The 22,246-nt window shown below is 46.8% G+C and carries 18 protein-coding genes; 11 read left to right on the plus strand and 7 right to left on the minus strand.

The window, feature by feature from the left end; translation table 11 throughout:
• Positions 1-12 precede the first annotated feature (12 nt).
• Positions 13-255, plus strand: a complete 243-nt coding sequence (locus BUB18_RS30195) for a DUF5958 family protein (protein ID WP_394333106.1) — start codon at positions 13-15, stop codon at positions 253-255.
• Positions 256-315: 60 nt separating this feature from the next.
• On the opposite strand, the gene BUB18_RS17405 is transcribed toward BUB18_RS30195, so the two are convergent.
• From BUB18_RS17405 to BUB18_RS17430, 6 genes are all read right to left on the minus strand, one after another.
• Entirely contained in the window at positions 316-1,992 is a 1,677-nt protein-coding gene (locus BUB18_RS17405; protein ID WP_073083546.1) for a RagB/SusD family nutrient uptake outer membrane protein, read from the minus strand.
• A gap of 10 nt (positions 1,993-2,002) precedes the next feature.
• Entirely contained in the window at positions 2,003-5,371 is a 3,369-nt protein-coding gene (locus BUB18_RS17410; RefSeq protein WP_083550174.1) for a SusC/RagA family TonB-linked outer membrane protein, read from the minus strand.
• A 112-nt stretch (positions 5,372-5,483) separates the two neighbouring features.
• Entirely contained in the window at positions 5,484-6,542 is a 1,059-nt protein-coding gene (locus BUB18_RS17415) for a FecR family protein (RefSeq protein ID WP_073083547.1), read from the minus strand.
• Between the two features lie 70 nt (positions 6,543-6,612).
• Positions 6,613-7,167, minus strand: coding sequence for an RNA polymerase sigma factor (locus tag BUB18_RS17420; RefSeq protein WP_073083548.1), 555 nt, complete (start codon positions 7,165-7,167; stop codon positions 6,613-6,615).
• Positions 7,168-7,338: 171 nt separating this feature from the next.
• On the minus strand, positions 7,339-8,562 hold the full coding sequence (locus BUB18_RS17425) for a BamG family beta-barrel-assembly machinery protein (RefSeq protein WP_073083549.1): 1,224 nt from the start codon (positions 8,560-8,562) through the stop codon (positions 7,339-7,341).
• 12 nt (positions 8,563-8,574) lie between these two features.
• Positions 8,575-9,897, minus strand: a complete 1,323-nt coding sequence (locus tag BUB18_RS17430) for a DUF4270 family protein (protein ID WP_073083551.1) — start codon at positions 9,895-9,897, stop codon at positions 8,575-8,577.
• Between the two features lie 248 nt (positions 9,898-10,145).
• Between BUB18_RS17430 and BUB18_RS17435 the strand changes: the two genes are divergently transcribed.
• The 5 genes from BUB18_RS17435 to BUB18_RS17455 all read left to right on the plus strand — a co-directional run bounded on the left by BUB18_RS17435 (position 10,146) and on the right by BUB18_RS17455 (position 14,999).
• Positions 10,146-11,156 carry a Kelch repeat-containing protein gene (locus tag BUB18_RS17435; protein WP_218588054.1) on the plus strand — a complete coding sequence of 337 codons (1,011 nt, stop codon included), beginning with the start codon at positions 10,146-10,148 and terminating at the stop codon, positions 11,154-11,156.
• The gene (locus BUB18_RS17440; RefSeq protein ID WP_073083555.1) at positions 11,149-11,487 is read left to right on the plus strand and encodes a DUF4907 domain-containing protein; all 339 of its coding nucleotides are present in this window, start codon (positions 11,149-11,151) and stop codon (positions 11,485-11,487) included. The genes BUB18_RS17435 and BUB18_RS17440 overlap by 8 nt, the downstream gene beginning before the upstream one ends.
• A gap of 413 nt (positions 11,488-11,900) precedes the next feature.
• Positions 11,901-13,091: a sensor histidine kinase gene (locus BUB18_RS17445; protein ID WP_073083556.1), complete on the plus strand. Its 1,191-nt coding sequence runs from the start codon at positions 11,901-11,903 to the stop codon at positions 13,089-13,091.
• The gene (locus BUB18_RS17450; protein ID WP_073083557.1) at positions 13,088-13,801 is read left to right on the plus strand and encodes a LytR/AlgR family response regulator transcription factor; all 714 of its coding nucleotides are present in this window, start codon (positions 13,088-13,090) and stop codon (positions 13,799-13,801) included. Before BUB18_RS17445 ends, BUB18_RS17450 begins: the two co-directional genes overlap by 4 nt.
• A gap of 73 nt (positions 13,802-13,874) precedes the next feature.
• Positions 13,875-14,999 carry a cysteine desulfurase family protein gene (locus tag BUB18_RS17455; RefSeq protein WP_073083559.1) on the plus strand — a complete coding sequence of 375 codons (1,125 nt, stop codon included), beginning with the start codon at positions 13,875-13,877 and terminating at the stop codon, positions 14,997-14,999.
• A gap of 258 nt (positions 15,000-15,257) precedes the next feature.
• Here BUB18_RS17455 and glmM read toward each other — a convergent pair whose 3' ends face one another.
• Positions 15,258-16,640: a phosphoglucosamine mutase gene (gene glmM, locus BUB18_RS17460; protein WP_073083565.1), complete on the minus strand. Its 1,383-nt coding sequence runs from the start codon at positions 16,638-16,640 to the stop codon at positions 15,258-15,260.
• Positions 16,641-16,815: 175 nt separating this feature from the next.
• Between glmM and BUB18_RS17465 the strand changes: the two genes are divergently transcribed.
• From BUB18_RS17465 to BUB18_RS17485, 5 genes are read left to right on the plus strand one after another with little or no spacing between them, the layout of a single operon-like run.
• Positions 16,816-18,837, plus strand: a complete 2,022-nt coding sequence (locus BUB18_RS17465; RefSeq protein ID WP_073083569.1) for an LTA synthase family protein — start codon at positions 16,816-16,818, stop codon at positions 18,835-18,837.
• A gap of 9 nt (positions 18,838-18,846) precedes the next feature.
• On the plus strand, positions 18,847-19,599 hold the full coding sequence (locus BUB18_RS17470; protein ID WP_073083571.1) for a class I SAM-dependent methyltransferase: 753 nt from the start codon (positions 18,847-18,849) through the stop codon (positions 19,597-19,599).
• On the plus strand, positions 19,593-20,171 hold the full coding sequence (locus BUB18_RS17475) for a phosphatase PAP2 family protein (protein WP_073083573.1): 579 nt from the start codon (positions 19,593-19,595) through the stop codon (positions 20,169-20,171). The genes BUB18_RS17470 and BUB18_RS17475 overlap by 7 nt, the downstream gene beginning before the upstream one ends.
• The gene (locus tag BUB18_RS17480) at positions 20,168-20,902 is read left to right on the plus strand and encodes a ZIP family metal transporter (protein WP_073083579.1); all 735 of its coding nucleotides are present in this window, start codon (positions 20,168-20,170) and stop codon (positions 20,900-20,902) included. The genes BUB18_RS17475 and BUB18_RS17480 overlap by 4 nt, the downstream gene beginning before the upstream one ends.
• A 23-nt stretch (positions 20,903-20,925) precedes the next feature.
• Complete coding sequence (locus tag BUB18_RS17485; protein ID WP_073083580.1) at positions 20,926-22,221, plus strand: hemolysin family protein; 1,296 nt, start codon at positions 20,926-20,928, stop codon at positions 22,219-22,221.
• The last annotated feature ends 25 nt before the right edge of the window (positions 22,222-22,246 follow it).

Consider the following 22,246-nt stretch of genomic DNA (forward strand, 5'->3'; position numbering starts at 1 on the left):
TACAAGATAAGGATAAAGCCCGCCTACACTTGCTGTGTACTGCTTAAAAGATTCGGTTTAAAAATGCATGTATTGCAGGAGATAGCAAAGCTGCCTTTACGTGAACTTGACCGGGTATGGATTTTATATCTCTCTATATTTAAAATAGCCTACCACCGCAGGTTTGAAAAGGAAAAGGATAATCCGGATAAATGGTGGTATTGGGATTTGGGGGAGGAGGAGAATTTTAAGAAAATAACAATGCTACAAAAATAAAAAAAAGGGTTTCGTGAACTCGCGTCCACCAAACCCTTTTTTCAACTGAAAATATATTCCTTAATACCCCTTCGCCGCCTGCGCCGTCTTCAACTTCGCATTTCTATCTACAGCCGACTGCGGATAAGGCATCAACACAAAATTGTTATTCCAAACCCTTGCCTGTACGGAAGAATTATTCAGATCGGTAATACCTGTCATCACAGCAGCAGCAATATTCCAACGACGTATGTCGTAATAGCGCTGGCCTTCACCGGCGAGCTCAATCCTTCTTTCGTTCCTGATCAACTCACGCAGTGCTTCCTTTGTATTATTGGCCGCACGGTTAACTGCCGGCATGCCCGCTCTGTCACGGATGTCGTCGAGGGCATCAAAGATGGAGGCATCAGGACCACTTACTTCATTTTTAGCTTCTGCATACGCTAACAGTATTTCAGCATAGCGGATAATGGGGAAATCCTGCGCACCATCCCATTCGGTGGTGTTGTACACCGGGTCCACCAGTTTGCGGAAGTTATAGCCGGTTTTACTGTTGTTGTTATTGGCGCCTGATTTCCAGGTAAAGGTAAATCCTGGTGAATACCTGTTCCAGGTGGCAGAAGGGAACTGAATGCTGGCATACAGTCGGGTATCCCTGTTTTTAAATTCTGCATAAAACGCTGCATTGGCGTTGCCATCATTGAAATTAATGGCGCGGGTAGCAGGTGTTTGCGGTACAAAACTGCTGCCATTCCTGTTCCAGTAGGCGTTTACCAGGCTTTGTGTAGGCGTAATGGAACTCCAGCCGCCCAACGCAGAAGTAGGTAACAGGGTGTTAAGCCCGTTGCCCCAGCTATAGGAAGAATTAGTGATCGCCTGGGAAGCGAGGATGATCTCCGGATTGCTTTGCTCGTTGGCAGCCCAGAACTGTTGTTCATAGCTGGACAAGCCTTTGTAGAACTTATCCTTATCAGCAGCATCTGCGAAATCTACGAATGTGGAAAAGTCGTCGCTCATATCAGCAGCGGAAACCGCCGCTACGCGGAACAGTTCATATCCCATGCCCATCACTTTCTGGGCGCTGGCTACAGCATCCGCATATTTTGCATAATGCAGCTGAATGCGGGTGAGCATGGCCCAGGCTGCACCTGATGTGATGCGTCCTGTTTCATTGCCGGTGCCACCTGAGTAGGAAGCGGGTAAATCCGGCACGGCAGCCTGCAGCTCCGTGATGGCGAAATTGATAACGTCCGCCTGTGGCGTAGGCTCTACGGCAGTTTCGGAAGGATCGTTATACTGCGCTTTGATCAAGGGCACAGGGCCGAAGGTAGCCGTTAGCTCATAGTATGCAAACGCCCTGATGGCGCGTGCCTCAGCAATGTATTGCTTTTTGGTCTGATCATCAACGGGTGCTTTGTCGATGTTGGCCAGGAAGTAATTCAGGGTTCTGATGGACTGATACCTGCTGGCATAACCCGCATCAATAGAAGGATCAACGTTACCCGCACTTACATAGGTGGCAGTGCTTTCCCATGGATATTGCGCATAGGTGTTATCGGTTTTGCCATCGTCGTAGGCGTAGTTAAACCCGTATTGCAGGTAGCCGTAACAGGCATTCAGCGCCAGTCGCGCATCGTTGGACGACTTCCAGAAGGAACCTGTTGAAATGGTATCGTTGGGAGTGAGCTCGAGCTTTTTTGAACAACTCATGAACAAGCCCACTGACAATATTGATATATATAAATTTGATCTTTTCATAAAACACATTTTAGAGGGTGAGGTTAATGCCAAACGACCAGGATTTCAGCTGTGGATAGCCCGCTCTCGTAGAAGCTGACTCCGGATCAAAATCCTTCATCCGCTTATCCCCTCTGATGGTAAATGGATTGTTGCTGGACATATAAATTCTCAGCTTCTGCATATGTGCACGCTGCATTACGCGGTCAGGAATGGTGTAACCTATGGACAGTGACTTGATCCTGAAATAATCTGCATTAAACAGCCAGAAGCTGGACATTTGCAGGTTCTGAGAGTTAGCAGCCGACCTTAACACACGTGGATACGCAGCGTTGGGATCAGGGTTAGCAGCCGTCCAACGGCCAAGCACATACTGTTTTACACCGGCACCGTTAAAGAACGCCTGTGAAGCTTCAGATTCCAGGTAAACTTTTACCCCTGAAACACCCTGGCCAATGATGGAGAAATCAAAGTTTTTATAACTGGCGGAAGCATTGAGGCCATAGGTCAGGTATGGTACATCATTACCAGTCACCACCCTGTCTTCTGCGGTGATGGCGTTATCACCATCCTGGTCAACATACTTGATGTCGCCCGCTTTAGTGCCGGAAAACTGCTTCGCATGCTTTGCCACTTCTGCATCAGTTACAAACAAACCATCCGCCTGATACATATAAAAATCACCAACGGCGCCGCCTACACGCTGAATGTAGTAGCTATTGATATTATCAGTACCCTGGTTATTGAGCGACAGGATTTTGTTTTGCACTTTGGAGAAGTTACCGCCTACGCTATAGTTGAAATCGCCAATGCGATCGCTGTAAGCCAGTGTTAACTCAATACCTCTGTTTTGTACGCTACCCATATTTTTGGATGGGAGCTGGTTATCTGTAAGTCCTGCTTCGTAAGGCACAGAGGCATCCTGCAGCAGAATGTCATTGGTTACTTTATGGAATACGTCTAACTGGAGGGAAAGCTTATTTTGGAGGAAGCCCGCATCGACACCGATGTTAGCCATGGTTGTTTTTTCCCATGAAAGATTTGGGTTTGCCAGCTTGCCCGGAGAAACGCCATCCTGTTGTTTTTCATCCAGGATACCCACCGTAGAAGAAACCAGACCATCATAGAAATCATAGTTACCCACGTTGTTGATGTTTCCTAATTTACCCCAGGAACCTCTTAATTTCAGGTCGTAGATGACACGGTTGTTTTTCATGAAATCTTCCTGCCCAATTCGCCATGCACCGGAGAAAGAAGGGTAGTAACCCCATCTGTGGCCTGGCGCAAACCTGGATGACTCATCACCTCTCAGGTTAGCCTCCAGGATATATTTATCGTTATAAGTGTAATTCAGTCTGCCGAAAACGGAGAACAGCGCATATTGCTGTATACCACCGGCTGCGGTAGTATTCAACGGATCCGTAGAGCCGGCATTGATCGCATCCAGCCCGTTGGTAACGAAGTTTTTCCTTATTACTCTAATGTAGCGGGCTTTATTGTTCTCAAAGGATGTACCAGCCAGGATTTGGCCGGAATGCTTGCCTATTTTTTTGCTGTAGCCGGCAGTTAATTGTGCCAGCAGGTTGGTGGTGTTTTGCCAGGATTCACCTAATGCGTTTACTGTAACTGCGGTAGATGCAATAGGCACGCCGGTATTGAAGTTGTTAATAGGATCCATCCTGTTAACAAACTGAGAACTATCGTAATTGAAATTGTTGTAGGAGAACAGACCGATGATTTCTAAATCCTTAACCGGTGTATAGGTACCGGTGAGGTTTCCAATAAAGCGGTTGGTGCCGGAAGAGCTTCTGCCGCCTTCCTGCAGCATTCTAACCGGGTTATCCTTTGCAAGGGTAGCGTCTATCACGCCACCGTTGATGCTTCCCCATTCGCCGTTGGATTGCTTGTTTACCAGCAGCGGTGTAACACGGTTTAAGCTCACAAAACTCAGTGCGCCGCTTTCGCTGTTGATTTCGTCCCGGATGAAGGAAAGGTTTGTTCCAACTTTTAATTTCTCAGATACCTGTGATTCTACATTTGAACGGAATGAATATCTCTTTAAATCCTTATCGGGAATTAAAGAACCTTGTTTCAGGAATGCGCCGCTAAAATAGTAACGTGTGGTACCGCCACCTGACACACTTACCTGGTGCTCGGTGATAGGCGCTGAGTTACGCAGTGCCAGTGAATACCAGTCGGTATTTGGGAAGCTGTCAGGGCTGGTGCCATTCTTGATTTTGTCCAGCTGCGTTGCGTTATATACGGGTGTACCGCCGGCGTTAGTCGCCGCTTCGTTGCTCAGGGTGGCGTAGTCATAGGAGCCCAGCCATTTAGGTAACACAAGTGCTTTCTGGAAACCGTAGTAGCCGTTATATTGTACGGTAGGCTTACCGGATTTACCTTTTTTGGTGGTTACGAGGATCACACCGAAAGAAGCCCTGGAACCATACAGCGAAGATGCCGCCGCATCTTTTAATACTGACATGCTTTCTACGTCAGAACCGTTGATCCGGGCGAAGTCGCCGGCAGTCACCGGTACGCCGTCCACGATATACAACGGGCTGGAAGTGCCCAGGTTACCGCGTCCGCGCACGTTGATAGTACCGATATCGCTGCCTACATCGCCGGGGCGCGCCATTACCACCATACCGGGAATTAATCCCTGCAGGGAGTTGGTAAGGGAAGTCACCGGCCTGTTTACAATCTGCGCTTTGTTTAAAGTGTTAACGGAACCGGAGAGGTTCACGCGTTTTTGTACACCATAAGCGATGGCTACTACTTCGTTGATGTTGATCGACGATACTTCCAGCTTAATATGTAATTCTTTTTCACCAGTCAGTTTTATTTCCTGTGTGGTAAAGCCAATGGCGGAAACTACCAGCGTGGCGCCATCGGCAGCCTCCAGGGTGAATGTACCGTTACCGCCGGTGGTAGTGCCTTTGGTGGTTCCTTTGATCACTACGGATACACCCGGGATAGGATCTCCTTTGGAATCAGTGATGGTGCCATGAATAATTGCAGCCGGGCTTACCGCTTTATTGCCGGCTTTGAAGAGCACAACTTTAGTATCATTCATGATTTTCCAGGAGATGTCAGTTTCACCCAGAATAACTTTCAGTGCCTGATCAATGCTGGCATTTTCAATAGCAATATCCAGCGGTTTATAGCTGCTGAAATCTTCCTTGCTATAGTAAAAACGATAAGTGGTTCTACGCTCTATTTGCTTAAATGCTTCATCAATGGCAATGTGTTTTGATTTCAGGCTGATCAGCCCCTGTGCATTGTTCACGGCCGATACCTGCAATGCGATCAATAGCAACATGATCAGTTTTAGCGCCAGCACAGGCGTACGAACGGGCAAGGAATGTCCCTTGAAAATACAACGTAATTTCCCTTTCATAAATTAGATTTTGGTTTTAATTGACATAACGCTTCCTACAGGCACGAAAAGCCCTATCAGTTTATTCACTGTTTAGTTGTTCACCTGGTAGTTATTTTTTATTTATTAGTATTTAAAAAATGATCACTGTATTGTTGGTAATGGTGTAGTTAAATGGTTTTATCAGTTTTAATATATTTAACACATCTTCAATTTTGGTCTTGTCGAAAATACCGGTATATCTGTGTTGCATAGCATCGGTATTATTAAATTCAAAAGTCACATTATATTGTCTCTCTAATTCAGCTGCTATGGCTGAAAATGGTTCGTCTACAAAGCTAAGCTGGCCTTTGATCCAGGCAGTTTCCACCACGGCGGAATCCAGCATCCTGACCTGGGTCAGGTTTAATGCGCTAACGTTATTTTTCGGCAGCACCAGTTTTTCTGAAGGCTTCAGAATAAATGCCTTTTTACTGTTTTTCAGGGAGACTTCTACCTTCCCATTAATCAGGGAGGTTTCGAATTTTGCTTCTCCCGGGTAAGACCGGACATTCAATGTTGTTCCCAATACCCTGATATCCGCATTCTCGGTATGTATCACAAAGGGAGATTCCGCGTTCGACACTACATCAAAATATGCTTCCCCTTCCAGTATAACCGATCTTGAATGCGCACCAAAGTTCTTGCTGTACGAAATCTTACTATCTGCATTCAGCATTACGGTGGTACCGTCAGGCAGGCGGATTTTTGATTTTGATGCTTTCTGGGTAACCATCTCGCTTACGTCTTTGCCTGCACTGATGTCATCTGCTTCTGTATCATGCAGGGAGAGATAAAATCCCAGCCCCAGCAAAAATGGTACGGCAATTACTGCCGCAGCTTTCAGCCATACTTTTCCCGAACGTTGCTTTACAATAGGTACTAACAGCCTGGTACTCGCCTTATCATCGTGGCCGGCTGCAGCCATATCCTGGCTGAACTTACCATAATAATGCACGGCAAATGCCTGTAAAGCCCGCTCGGCTGCTGCGTCCTGGTCATAATCAGGTTTGCCCAGCTCGTCGTGCAAAAAACGGAATTCAGGATACCTGAATAGCAGGTTTTCCAGTGCCTGCAGTTCTTCCGTGGAGGCATCTCCTGTCATTTTCTTTGATAACAGGTCATAAATCCGTTTTTCTGTGTTTTCATCCATTTGTCCAGAGTATAAGACTATCAAAAAGGTATTTACCGTGAGAGCGTATTGAAATTTTTTTTGAACCAGGTTATTTCCTGCCTTCCAGGTACTTCTGGAGCTGTAACCGGATGCGTTTCAGGGCGGTGCGCATATGGGATTCTATGGTATTTTGGGAGATGTCCAGCACCGCTCCTATACGTTTGTACGAAAAGCCTTCTTCTTTCGCCAACCGGAAAACCAGCTGGCATTGCTGCGGGAGGGTAGAGATGGCATATTCAATTTCCCGCTTGGTTTCATTGCGGATATATACATTTTCTGCTGAACTGTTGGTGTCTGCCGTATCGAAGTCTTCCAATGCGGTAGTGGCTTTCCGCTTCTGTTGGGATATCCAGGTAAAACAGGCGTTCTTGGCCGCCCTGAAAAGATACAGCTCAATATCTTCAATAAAGTTAAGCCGGTGGTCCATTGTCCATACCTTCAGCAGGATGTCGGACACGATTTCCTCCGATGCCTCCGCATCCTTTAATACGCTGAAACAAAATCTGAATAACCTGGGGTGAAAATGAAGAAAGATAGATTGGTAGGCCTTCTCATCTCGTAAGTAGGCAATTCTATTTAGCAAATACGTTACACTTTCTACCATGCTCGATAGCGATTTATACGGAATCTCGGCTTTGTGGTGACCGAAGATAGACAAAATCAGATAATATCGCCCTATTTACTAATTCAATCGAATGCAGACTGAATAAGGATATAAAATAGGAACGCCCCTGATTCCAGAGGCGCCCTTGTTATACATCAGATACAAAACAGATCAATCGTAATGCCGCTTAATAAACCAGATATCACGTAGGCTGAAGTTAAACACCGCATTGATGTAATTCTCCTTAATCAGGCCGTTGTTACTGGTGCCGCGCTGCCCGGCCTCCAGGCCTATGTAATAGCGCAATGCACCGTTTTTGCTTGGCACAGAAAATCCGAGGGTGCCGGATTTATCCGTCACCGGGGTGTTGTTAATCACCAGGGGCGATTTGTTATAGCTAAAGCCCACCTGGAAAGTCATGCCTTCGTAGGAGCGGTTATAGTACTGCTTTTGCAGGGCATATTCAAAACCAGTGGAATAGCGTTCACCATCCTGGTAATAGTAGCCGGTCCCTTTGTTATTCAGCCCGTTCCATTGCTGCTTACGGTAATCAGCCACCCAGGTAAGCGCCCCATTGGATAGCGAGATGCCGGCGCCGATTTCTGTTGGCAGTGTAAACCAGGAAGGGTCCCTGTCTTCAGTAAACAGCACGGTTTCATCCTGGTTGATGATATTCAGTTTCTGCTGCAGCTTCATCTTTGTTTGGAAGCGATACGTAGCACCCAGCCCCAGTACCCATTTGTCGGAAATTTTCCCCTGGTACTGCCCGCCTACCGTGAAGTTTGGTTTGAAAGTATAGGAGTGTCGCTGGGTAACGATGGAGTCGGAACCTACGGACTGCGATACATCCATCGGGCCAAAGAGGAAGTTGGTAGTCACACCTGCCGAAAAGTTTTTGGAGATACGAAAGCCGTTGGAAATATAGGCCCTGTTAAGTCCGCCGGTACCCGTCATGGTGCCGGTAACAGCGGCGCCGCTACCCGTGATATATTGCTTGCTCAGGATTTTATAATCCACACTGCTGAATGGTGTAATACCGGCACTCATGCCCCACCATTTGGCAGCTTTAAAACCGATGGCCAGGCGTTTGAAGTTCAGATCGCCGGCTGTCTGATTTAAATTTTTCCCGTCGTAACTGATGCTTTGCGCCCGTAGGGATAAGTCGAGCATAAAGTTCTGGGTAGGTATAGCACTATAGGAGGCCGGATTAAGATCGTTCAGGTACCCGACCGGCCTTGCGGCAATGCCCGTGCTGCTCAGGCCAAAATTGCGGCTGTAATCCCGTGTTTCAAGGTCGCCGATGCCAAAGGCCGAGTAAATGGAGTTGAGTCCGTGTTGTGCATTGGCAACATTTGCACCTAGCAGGAGCAGCCAAAATATATTATGTTTCTTCATTGCTGATGGAGCCTATTTGTACAGTAAATAGTAAACCTGAATTTTTAGTTTGCTGCCGGTATTTTTCTGATCGCCTAACACGAGCCTGTCCAGTGTGGTTTTGGCATCGGTGCTGCTGGGCGTAAGCGCCAGGCCGCGTGTGGTAAGGCCATCGGCAGTCAGCTCCGATTTACAGTAGGAAGTGATGTCATATGCGTAATATGTATTCTCATTAAACATATCATCTTTTACCAGTGTACCGTAGGTCAGGGTATCGGTGATGTTGTTGGAGTTGTCGATACGGCAGAGTGCCAGTCGCGGTGGCAGGCGGTGATCCGTATAACTGCCCGCTATAGGTTTGAGTGTGAGTATCACCTTCATCAGCTGAAAATATTTCCCCAGCTGCAGTAGATTTTTAACATATGGGATATCCAGGCGTGTAATCACTCCCGTTATAGGCTGCATGTAGGCAGTATTGTTGGTGCTGCCGGTGGGTAGCGTTTTATGCGCAGGTCCCAGTGCACTGATGGCCGTTTCGCTACGGTCGTACGATACATGGTTAAACTGTACGGTATTATTAGTCAGTTTAAAATCCACATATTTCACGGTAGTGATCATTTCATTAATGTGGTAGTACAACCGCATGTACAGGCTGCTGTCTTGTGCCTGGAAGCCGGTAACTCCTTTGCTGAGCGGACCGGCTTCTATGTTCAGGCCTTTGAAAAATTCCTGCCAGGTATTGGCGGTGCTGATGTCCGGGCTTTTGCTGCGGATCATTTCAAATAACTGTGCACCCAGCGTGTTGGACATGGGCACGCTGATGGTTTTATCCGTATGAGGGCGGATAAGTCCGGTGAAGCTGCCAATAGGCGTGGTTTCCGTTTGAAAGGTGTTGTTATTGTATATATAGTTAAAGTTGGTAGCCGGCTTTATGGTTTGCTGCACGCGGTACACGCGTAAGTCCTGCTGTGCAGTAGTGTCGCCTTCATAATATGCATTGGGTGTCATGATGAGCGACATGGAATCGTACGATGCACCGAATTCGGGAATGTTGAGTGAGGCTGGTGCGGCTATCTGAAAATAGGTGCCGGCAGTGATTTTACCGAACAGCGGGTCATTGTTTCTCCCGATGAGCGCGGCCCCGGAGCCGGAGGTGGGCACGGAATCGTACTGGATGTTCTTCATCTCTACCGACAAAGTATCGGTGATAATGTAGTCAGTCGTTTCATTATTATCTATGATATTATCATAGGTGAAGCCTGTTTTCTGGCAGGAGGGGAGTACTGCTGACAATAACAGCAACGTCAGAGAAACCCAGATGCCGGTGCGCAGGCGTATCATAAACTTATTATTCATAGTGCGCAATTTTAGACAGGATCAATACTTACTTGCCGCGTAATATGCCAACAGGGGAAATTTATCGACGAATCGGACCTTCTGTTCTATGTGACGCCAATACACGCCCAGTGGGCATTACAGGGCGAAAGAATACTACTGGCAGATAAAAACACGGTATTTATCCCTTAAAAAGGGGCAAATGTCTATTTCCTGTTTGACGGAATGCAACTGCGGATAATTTTGGCGCAGTTAAAAAGAACATGCAAATGCGAAATATCAGAAGTTATAGTTTATTATTGATCGCCTCACTGGTGGCTTCCTGCTCCAAAGACAGTACCACCACGGATAAGGTAGGTAACTGGATCAGACGTTCTGAATTTGAAGGGGTGGCAAGGAGTGCCGCTGCATCCTTTGTGATTGATAATAAAGCCTATGTTGGAACCGGATACGATGGTACCAACAGGTTACAGGACTTTTGGGTATACGATGTTGATATGAACCAGTGGACGCAGAAAGCGGCTTTCCCTGGCACAGCACGTAACAACGCCAGCGGCTTTGCTGCCGGTGGTAAAGGTTATGTAGGTATTGGTTACGATGGCCTCAACAAGCTCAATGATTTCTATCAATACGATCCTGCTGCCAACAGCTGGACTAAGAAAGCCAATTTCGCAGGAACTGCCAGGTATGGTGCGGTTGGATTCAGTCTTACCAAAAGCGGTAGCGAATACGGATTTTTTGCCACCGGTTATGATGGTAACTGGCTGAAAGACAACTGGCGCTACGATCCGGTTGCCGACAGCTGGACGCAGGTACAAAGTATGAACCTCGGAAAGAGAACAGATGCTTCGGTGTTTGTAATTAACAACAAGGCATATGTTTGTATGGGTACGGCCAACAGTGCGAATGTAACTGACTTTGCTTCCTATGATGCGGATGCGGACAACTGGACCACCCTTCGTTCTATCTCCAACATCTCTGACGACAGCTATGATGATGCCTACAACTTTGCAGGTTATGCTGCTGCTGCATTTGCCATCAAAGGAAAAGGATATATCGCATCCGGACTGAAAAGTGGTTTGTCCACCGCAGTATGGGAGTACGATCCGGCTTCAGACCTCTGGACGCAGAAAACTGATTTTGAAGGGGCTGGCCGTAGCTATTCTACTGGTTTTGCTGCTAAGGACCGCGGCTTTGTAGTGCTGGGAACCAGCTCCAGCCAACCGTTTGATGATATGTGGGAATTTAATCCTGCTGCTGAATATAACAAGAATGACTAAACGTAATTATTTATTTATAGGAAGCATATTGGTGTTGCTGGCTGCTGTTGCCTGGCATTTTGCCGGCCGCAACCAGCAACAGCCTGCCGATATGCTGGCCGTTGTGGTAGAGCCTTTTCAAATCCGGCAAGGATGGGGCTATAAAGTAAATGTGGACGGAAAAACATTTATCTACCAAAACGTTGTTCCGGGAATTGCAGGAAACCATGTTTTCAGGTCAAAGGAAGATGCACTGCGGGTAGGGCAGCTGATGGTAGCGAAACTTACCAGTCATCAGATACCAGCTGTTACAGCCGCTGAAATTCAGCAGCTACATATCAGTTATGAATAGGTGGCAGTTGCTATCTCGCGAAGCGTAAAAAATCAAGCGCAAACTTTATGGATGCGTGACAGTATTACAGCTGCTGACCCGCGCGAAGCGCGGAACTAACAACCGCAAAACCGAAGGTTTTGCGTCCAAATCAAAAACTAATTTATCAGGAACTGGTGCGCATGCACCAGTTCTTGTCGTGTCCCTACATCACTGTATTAACAAGGATTTTAAGGTTTCTTTAAGAATATTTTAATTGGATATTTTATTTTAACATATTGTCTATACTTGATTAACACATTTTAACATAAGGATAACCTCAACTATACTAAGTTCGTTGCATCGTTTTACAGATGCCAAATTTCAAGCAACTTTTTAAGTATCGTCCGTTCGTCATCAGCCTACATGTTTTAGCGTGGGTTTGTTTTCTGTTTATGCCGTTTTTCCTGTACAGGATACAGATTCTGCACACTGGTTTTTTTGTCAAGGAACTGATCGATAATCTTTTTTTAATAGGGCTTTTTTATCTGAATATATATGTCCTGATTCCGAAGTTTTTCAACCAGAAAAAAATCGGCATCTACCTCAGTAGTATTGTGCTCCTGATTGTATTTATCACCCTGCAGCAGGTGGCGTTGGATTATTATATGCTGGGCAGCAGGATGCGCCCGGGTATGGCTATACGCTTTAGTAAATTACACGACATGCAGGTAACTTCTGCTAAGGATAGTTCGTTTAAGTTGTTGGGAGAGATAAAAAAACAGCCGGTGACAGATGTGGAGTATTCCGGTCCGGCGCTTCCTGCGCGGGGTTTTCATATCACCATTGACGGCGATTCTTCAGCGGAGTTCATGCCACCGCCTATGCACCGGCGCCTGCGTATGCTGCAGATGGGAGAAAAGGCGTCTTTCTGGGACTTCCTGCTTTTCCCGGAAACCCTGCGGCGATCCGGTTTTTTTGCCATGCTGATGTTGTTTATGAGCGGCTTTATCAAAATTGCCCAGGAATGGTTCCGCTCTGAAAAGCAGCGCGAGGAGCTAAAAGTAGAGAAGTTAAATGCTGAATTAAAATTTTTAAAGTCACAGATTAATCCTCACTTCCTTTTTAACTGTCTAAACACCATCTACTCCCTGGCACATAAACGCTCGGATCAAACGGAACACGCTATACTGAAGCTTTCCACAATCATGCGGTATATGATTTACGATGCCAACGTGTCCAGGGTGAGGCTGGAACAGGAGTTGAAGTACCTGTCGGACTATATCGACATTCAACGCCTGCGTCTGCCAAAGGATATTGATGTGTCCTACAATGTGCATGGGAACAGCACCGACCTGGTGATAGAACCGATGCTGCTGGTGCCTTTTGTGGAGAATGCCTTTAAACATGGGATCAGCTATGCCGAACCTTCTTTTATTAACATAGATATATCGATAGACGAAAATATGATCCGACTTATTGTTAAAAACAGCCATTTCAAGGAACGGGTGGCTGAGAGAGGAGGAATAGGCCTGCATAATGTAATGAAACGCCTGGAATTGCTTTACCCTGAAGATCATCACCTGGATATCAGGGATGCTGGAAACGAATTTATTGTTGATCTTAAACTGTTGCTGAAAAAATGATCAAATGTATCGCTGTTGATGATGAGCCACTGGCACTGGAAATTATAGAAGATTACATCCGCAAGGTGCCGTTTTTATCGCTGGAAGGTAAATTTGAAAATGCAGCAACTGCTTTGCACTACCTGCAGGACGAGCCGGTGGACCTGGTTTTCCTGGATATCAAAATGCCTGATATCACGGGAATCCAGTTTCTGAAATCGCTCAAACACCCGCCAATGGTAGTGTTTACCACCGCTTACGGGGAATATGCCCTTGATGGGTTTGATCTTGATGTGGTGGACTATCTCCTGAAACCTGTGCCCTTCGAACGTTTCCTGAAAGCTGCCACTAAAGCGCGGGAGCTGATGGCTGCCAACCAGAATAAGGTAAACCCCGTGGCAGAAGCCGCATGGTTAAATGATTATATATTTATAAAAACAGAATATAAAATAATAAAAATCAATCTGGAAGATATCCTCTTTATAGAGGCGTTGAAGGATTATACCAAAATATACACGCAGGTACAGCCGGTGCTTACCCTGCGCAGCCTGAAGTCTTTCGAAACGAGATTGCCGGCAGATAAATTCATCCGCGTTCACCGTTCATACCTGGTTTCGCTCAATAAAATAAATTCTGTAGAGAAAAATACGGTCATGATCGCCAATCAGTCAATACCAATCAGCGATGGCTACCGCGACCGCTTTTACGACGTCATCAACAAAAATTCGTAATTCGTATTTTTTTCGGACCTTTGCTACGTTTTTTTGACAACCATTATTATTCTTTTTTTCAAAAACCAACGCATTGGAAAGAATATATTTTGACAACGCAGCCACCACGTCGCTGGACCCGGTAGTATTGGAGGCAATGCTGCCATACATGACCGAAAAATTCGGAAACCCGTCATCTATCTATTCCTACGGAAGAGAATCCCGTTTAGGAATTGAAAACGCACGTAAGTCAGTAGCAAAAATTCTGAACGCTCACCCGGGAGAAATTTTCTTTACCTCCGGCGGTACAGAGGCTAGTAACACCGCCATCAACGCGGCTATCAGAGATCTGGGATGTAAGCACATCATCTCTTCTCCGATCGAACACCATGCTACCCTGCACTCCGTGGAGCACCTGCACCACCAGGGTGTAACGCTTTCTTTTGTGAAGCTGCTGCCTGATGGCCACGTGGACCTGGAAAACCTGCGCGAACTGCTGGCTGGTTCTAAAGAAAGGAGTCTTGTAACCCTCATGCACGCCAACAACGAAATCGGCAACCTGCTCGATATCCAGGCGGTTGGCACCCTGTGTAAGGAGTTCGATGCTATTTTCCATTCTGACACCGTTCAAACGGTAGGGCACTATCCTTTTGACCTGAGAAACACGCCTGTGCACTTCATCACCGGTGCCGGCCACAAGTTCCATGGTCCAAAAGGAGTAGGTATTCTCTACATCAACGAAAACGTGAAGATTACGCCGTTCATCCAGGGGGGCAGCCAGGAGCGCAACATGCGCGCCGGTACCGAAAACCTGTACGGCATCATCGGTTTTGCAAAAGCCCTCGAGCTGGCCACTGCCCACCACGAGGAGCACAGCAAACATATTAACGACCTGCGTATGTACATGGCAGAGCAGCTGCAACAGCATATCCCTGGCGTTACCTTCAATGGTGACCTCTACGGCCGCAGCCTGTACACCGTACTCAATGCGTCTTTCCCTAAAACAGAGAAAAGCGAAATGATCCTGTTTAACCTGGATATCAATGGTATCTGCGCCTCCGGTGGCAGTGCCTGCACATCCGGTGCCAACGCAGGCTCCCACGTAATCCGCGCTATCACCAGCAATCCTAACCAGATCGCTGTACGCTTCTCCTTCTCTAAGTATAATACGAAAGCAGAAGTGGATACCGTGATTGCGAAATTGAAAGAACTGATTTAACTCTTTCCTCTGGTAAACGGGACCTTCGGTCCCGTTTACCAGAGGAATCATAGTATCGCCTTCGGCGATATTATGATTCCAAAAAATACTATGGTTATTCTGTATGCATTACAGATTACACCTGATAACTTCTTCCTTTGCGTTATTAAAGAGCAGCTTCGGCTGCTCTTTTTTATACCTTTTATATAGAAAAAGCCGTCTCAGCACCCTGAGACGGCCTTTCCAGCTTTGCCGCTTTTGGAAAAATAGCGTATATAATTAGTGCATGAACTCTTTAATGTCCTGCATAATTCTTTTTGCAATATTGTCGGCAGTCGTTTCATTCTGCGACTCCGCATAAATACGGATAATAGGCTCGGTGTTGGACGTACGCAGATGCACCCAGTCAGTTTCGAACTCTATTTTCAGTCCATCTTCCGTATTGATAGGCTGGTTTTTGTATTTATTCTTGATCTTTTCGAAGATAGTTTTCACATCTACCCCTTTATCCAGCTCAATTTTATTTTTAGAGATGAAATAATCAGGATAGCTGTTGCGCAGCGCCTTGATGCCTTTGCCACTGTGCGCCAGATGGCTGAGGAACAGGCCGATGCCAATGAGCGCATCACGACCGTAGTGCAGATCCGGAACAATGATACCACCGTTTCCTTCACCGCCAATCACTGCGTTAGTTTCCTTCATTTTCCTTACCACATTTACTTCGCCTACGGCAGATGGTGTGTACGTACCGCCATGTTTCAAAGTAACATCTTTCAATGCACGGGTGGAAGAGAGGTTGGAAACAGTGTTGCCTTTCCGTTTGCTGAGCACGTAGTCAGATACGGCTACGAGTGTATATTCTTCACCAAACATGCTGCCATCTTCACATACGAAGCAGAGGCGGTCTACGTCCGGATCTACTGCGATGCCCAGGTCAGCTTTGGATTTATTGACTTCGTTGGAAAGTGCCACCAGGTTTTCTGGCAGGGGCTCCGGATTGTGGCTGAACTTACCGGTAACTTCTCCAAACAATACCTCTACCTGCTCTACACCCAGCGCTTTGAGGAGGGCAGGAACAAATATGGCACCGGTGGAATTCACCGCATCCACTACCACTTTGAAGTTGCGCTTTCTGATAGCTTCCACATCTACCAGTGGATAATTTAATATCAGGTCGATGTGCTTTTGCAGATAGGAATCATCCTGTGTATAAGTACCCAGTTTGTTCACATCTGCGAAGTTGAAGTCTTCGCTGGCAGCGATTTCCAACAGCTGTGCGCCATCTTCGCCGGAAATAAACTCCCCTTCGCTATTCAATAATTTCAGGGCGTTCCACTCTTTGGGATTGTGGCTGGCAGTGAGAATAATACCACCTGCAGCGTTTTCCATCTTAACGGCTACTTCAACCGTAGGAGTGGTGGATAAACCAAGGTCTACCACGTCAATGCCTAAGCCATTGAGCGTAGATACTACCAGGTTTTTCACCATTTCTCCTGAAATTCGGCCGTCACGGCCAATTACTACCTTACGATTTTCAGTGTTCCTGCTAAGCCAGGTGCCGTAAGCCGCTGTGAACTTTACTACGTCTAATGGAGAAAGTCCCTCGCCGGGCCTGCCGCCTATGGTTCCGCGTATGCCGGATATCGATTTGATCAGTGCCACAAGTTTCGTTTTTTAAAGGAAGGCAAATATAAAAAAATCCGTGCCAGATTTCCTAATTAGTAAATTGTGATGAACCGGGGTTCAACAGGGGCATTATAAGCCCTCAAACGCGCCTTATCTAATAACTAATAACTATATTTGCAGCTACGCTTTTAAAAAAACGGCTATACGTTACATGCAAAACTTCTGGAAGAATATACCCCGGTATATTCGATATGTGTTTGTTCAAACGCTTTACCTATTCCTGCTGATGGTCATGTTCAGGCTGATATTTTACCTGTTCTTCTTCAAGACCACCATCACTGATGCCGCCGTCATCGCTAAAGCATGGTACCTGGGGCTTAAATTTGACATGCGTCTTACATTGATCCTCATCGTGCCGTTGTTGATTGTCACATTAATTTTCAGAAACAGCTATTTCACGCGTAAGCCTATACGTAAATTTAACTTTGCTTACCTTTTTATATTATACCTGGGGCTTACCTTATTATATATACTGGACCTCGGGCACTACGATTATCTCGGTATCCGCCTCGATCCATCCGTGCTTCGCTTCCTGGCCAAAGGCGAACGTGCCGATAACGCCCACATGGTATGGCAGAGCTATCCCGTGGTACGCGGCGTACTGGCTTTAGCGTTATTTATGTTCTTCCTGCTGGTAATTCAAAAGCGTACCTGGAAGCATTTTGCCGCCCAACCGGAAATATACCTCCGCAAAGGCGTGTTCGTCGGATGGACCAGCGCCCTCATCCTCCTCACCGCCGCCGGTATCTACGCCAATGTAGCCTATTTCCCGCTGCGCTGGAGCCAGGCCATGTTTACGCGCGATAACGGGGTAACCAGCCTGGGACTCAACCCCATCCTGTATTTCGTTTCCAACCTGAACGTAAAAGGCGACTCCTTTGACCCGGAACTCACCCGCAAATATTACCTGCCAGCGGCCACCTATCTCCGTGTAGATAAGCCGGATGCAGCAACGCTGAACTATAAACGTCATTTCCCGGGCGACAGCACCAGGCCCAAATTGAACATCGTGCTGGTGATGCTGGAATCCACCGGTGCAGCACCTACCAGCATGTACGGTAACCCCATGCAGCCAACGCCTAACATGCAGCGCCTGGCTAATGAAGGTATCCTGTTCAAAAACTTTTATGTACCTGCCGTAAGCACCGCCAGAACGGTATTTGCCGTTACCACCGGCCTGCCGGATATCACCCGGGTACGCACCGCCAGCCGCCATCCCCAGATGCTGGACCAGCGGGTAGTTATGGACCAGTTTACCGGCTACGATAAATACTATATGCTCGGTGGTAATACCAACTGGGCCAATATCCGCGCAGTATTCACCAACAATGTGGAAGGGCTCAAAATCTTCGAAGAAGGCGACTGGAAATCACCAAAGGCCGACGTATGGGGTGTTTCCGACTTCGACCTCATCACCGAAGCCAGTGCCATCTTCAAGGAAAACAACGATAAAAAGAAACCTTTTGTCGCCTTCCTGCAGCTGGCCGATAACCACCCGCCTTATACCACCACTAAAGGAAATGGCGATTTTAAAGACCTGAAGGAAAAAGACCTGAACATGGAGCAATTCAAAAAGTCAGGTTTTGTGAGCATAGATCAGTTTAACGCCCTCCGGTACGAAGACTATAACGTAGGCCACCTCATTGACCTCGCAGCCAAAGGTGGCTACCTCGATAATACTATCTTCGTTTTCTTTGGCGATCATAACTGTATCCTCAACCCATACAGCTTTATGCCGCTGCCGGAATATGAAATGGCCACAGGCAGCGTACACGTAACCGCATTCATGTACAGTCCTAAACATATCACCCCTGGCCAGGTGATCACCACGCCGGGTAGCCTGCTGGATATTTATCCTACCGTGGCAGATATGGTAGGTATGCCGTATAATAACTATACCATGGGCATGAACCTGTTTGACAGTACCCGCGCCAGTGGTAAATACGCGTTCATTCAGTACGTTCGTAATCAGGAAGGCTACTACGCTATGATCGGAGATCAATATCTCTATGAAATAAATAGTAAAACCGGTGTGCCGGCAATGTATGACCTTCAGGCGGACCCGCAGAAGAATATCATCGCACAGCAGCCGGATACCGCAAAATATCTGGATAATTTAACACGTGGCTATTACGAAAGCACACGATATTTACTCTTTAATAATAAAAAATAATAATACGCAGTGGAAGCAGAAAAATCATGGTTCAAAGATTGGTTCAATTCTCCTTATTATCACCTGTTATACAGCAACAGGGATGACAAGGAAGCCGCTGCTTTTATTGACAAACTGCTGGCCTACCTCCGCCCGGCTCCAGACGCCGAAATGCTGGATGTAGCCTGTGGCAAAGGCCGCCACGCTAAATACCTCGCGGATAAAGGATACTATGTCACCGGCATCGACCTTTCCACCGAAAGCATCAACGTCGCCAAAAAGCTGGAAAACGATCACCTGAGCTTTTTTCAGCATGATATGCGTTTACCCTTCCGCGTTAATTACTTCGACGTGGTATTTAACTTCTTCACCAGCTTTGGCTATTTCGATACCCAGCGGGACAACGATAATGCCCTGCGTACCCTTACCAACGCCCTCAAACCGGGTGGTAAACTGGTGCTGGACTATCTTAACAGCAACTATGTGGCCGCACATCTTGTTAAAGCTGAAGTGAAAGAGAAAGACAATGTCGTATTTGATATCCACCGGGAGCTGCAGGACAATAAGTTCTTCAAGGAAATCAGTATACTGGATAAGGAGAAAATGAGGAGATTAAAGTATACTGAGAGCGTGAATGCGTTTACGAAAGAGGACTTCGAGGAAATGTTTGCCCGGCAGGGGGTGGAAATCACGGAAATATTCGGAGACTATCATTTTAATAACTATGATGCACAGCAGTCGCCCCGACTGATTATCATAGCCACAAAATCAAAGCCATGCTAGAAAGTTTACTTCGTGGCGATCTCAGGTTGTTTTTCCATATCAACGGGCAGTGGCACAACGCACTGCTGGATGTGCTGATGCCGATACTCCGGGAACCTTTTATCTGGGCCCCGCTGTATCTGTTTCTGGCGTTGTTCGTGACCATTAACTTTGGCTGGAGAGGATTTTTCTGGATCGTTTTTTTCCTGGTAACATTTGGGATCTCGGATCAGGCCAGCCTTTTTCTGAAGGACTACTTCGGAAGGATCAGGCCCTGCAGGGACCCCATCGTATCACATTATACAAGGGTATTGGTAGTGTATTGCCCTATGAGCGGCAGCTTTACCTCCAACCACGCAGCCAACCATTTTGCGCTGGCTACATTTTGTTTCTTAACTTTAAAATCATTCTTTGGCCGATTTACCCTCTTATTTTACCTGTGGGCAGCAGCAATTGCCTACGCGCAGATATACGTGGGTGTACACTATCCGCTGGATGTAACCGGTGGCGCTGTGTTGGGCTCCTTAATCGGGTTGCTGAGCGGCAGCTTTTTCAGCCGGCGTTTAAGACTGGAACCTGAATTGAAAACATGAACTGGAATTATCTGATACTTGTACTGGTTGCAACTATTGCCGGGGGAATCATCCCTATGACGGTAAGGCATATCAGTGCTAACTTCACTATCTACCTGCTGGCATTTACAGGGGCTTTTTTGTTTGGCGTTACTATCATGCACCTGCTGCCTGAAGTATACCATGAGCTGGGCCACGCCGCAGGTGCCTATATCGTACTGGGCTTTTTCCTGCAGGTATTCCTGCAGCAGCTGTCGCATGGCATGGAACATGGCCATTCACACCTGCCAAACGAAAATCATCATCACCATATCGCCGTAACCCCGTTGTTACTGGGCTTGTCTATCCATGCCTTCATGGAAGGTATTCCTTTAGGTTTTCAGTATGAAGATCAGTCGGCCCTGCCTTCCTTAATGCTGGGTGTGGCGGCGCACAAAATTCCGGAAGCCCTTACGCTGATCACGGTGATGATCCATGCACATAAGTCTAAACAGCAGCTATGGCAGATTCTGATCATCTTTGCACTGGTTACACCGGTGGCGGCTATACTGGCAGGATGGCTGGGCAACCGCTTCGAAGTTGTTTCCCACTACCTGGTATACCTGGTAGCTCTTGTAATTGGAGCGTTTCTGCACATTTCTACTACTATTTTCTATGAAAGTGGTACCAAACACCATGAATTAAGCCGTAAAAAAGTGATGGCGATCGCACTGGGACTGGTACTGGCATTTATTACACTGATATTTGAATAATTATTATTTTTAGACTTTATATCATGGAAGTCGTCATTATCCTCATCCTCATTTTACTCAATGGCCTATTCTCGATGTCGGAGATAGCATTGGTGTCCGCCCGGAAAATCAGGCTGGAACACCTCGCCAATAAAGGGGATGAAAAAGCAAAGGCCGCGCTGAAGCTGGCCAACAACCCGGACAGGTTTCTTTCCACCGTCCAGATCGGCATCACCCTTATCGGTATCCTGACCGGTATTTACTCTGGTGAAAATATCAAAACTGATATCGTAGCCTGGCTCAATACTTATCCATCCGTACAACCATACAGTGGCCCCCTGGCAACTACCATCATCGTAGTTACCATCACCTATTTTTCCCTTGTACTGGGAGAACTCGTGCCTAAACGGCTGGCCATGGCCAAACCAGAGGCCATTGCCAAAAATGTGGCCAGGCCAATGACATTCATCTCCTGGCTTACCTTTCCCTTTATCTGGTTGCTGAGCGCCTCTACCAACGTTCTCGTCAAACTCTTTAACCTTCGCCCTAATGATACCCATGTTACGGAAGAAGAAATTAAGGCCATGATCAACGAAGGCACGTCCTCCGGCGCCATTGAAGAAACTGAACAGGAAATTATCGAAAGGGTATTTCACCTGGGCGACAGGAACATCACCTCGCTCATGACCCACCGTACCGATATTACCTGGCTTGATATCAATGAAACGATCGATACCTATCAGTCCAAAATCCGCGAAAGTCTCCACTCCGTATACCCCGTATGCGATGGAGAAGTGGACGCGCTGAAAGGTGTTGTGTCTATAAAAGACCTGTACGCAGTAGCCGGAAAAGCCCTGCCGCTGGCACAGGTGATGAAAAAACCACTATTCGTTCCTGAAAACAATACCGCCTACCAGGTACTGGAAAAGTTTAAGGAAACACATATACATGCCGCATTCATCGTTGATGAGTACGGTACGTTTCTTGGTATGATCACCCTCAATGATATTTTGGAGGCGATCGTAGGGGATATGCCGGAAACCGAAGAATATGACAGTTACGAGATGCACCTCCGCGATGATGGCAGCTATCTGGTGGATGCACAAATACCGTTTTACGACTTCCTGGCCGAATTCGATAAGGAAGACTGGATGAACGAATTTGAGCAGGATTTCGATACCCTCGCAGGCTTTATCCTTCACCACCTGGAGCATATCCCCAGCACCGGTGAAAAGTTCAGCTGGAAAGGGTTTACATTTGAGATAGTGGACATGGATGCACACCGTATCGATAAAGTCATGGTAGTTCCGCCTATGCAATCAACAGACGAAGAGGACTGATTTTCTTCCCTGCACACGTAGAAAC

The sequence above is a fragment of the Chitinophaga jiangningensis genome, assembly GCF_900142605.1.
Lineage (GTDB): Bacteria > Bacteroidota > Bacteroidia > Chitinophagales > Chitinophagaceae > Chitinophaga > Chitinophaga jiangningensis.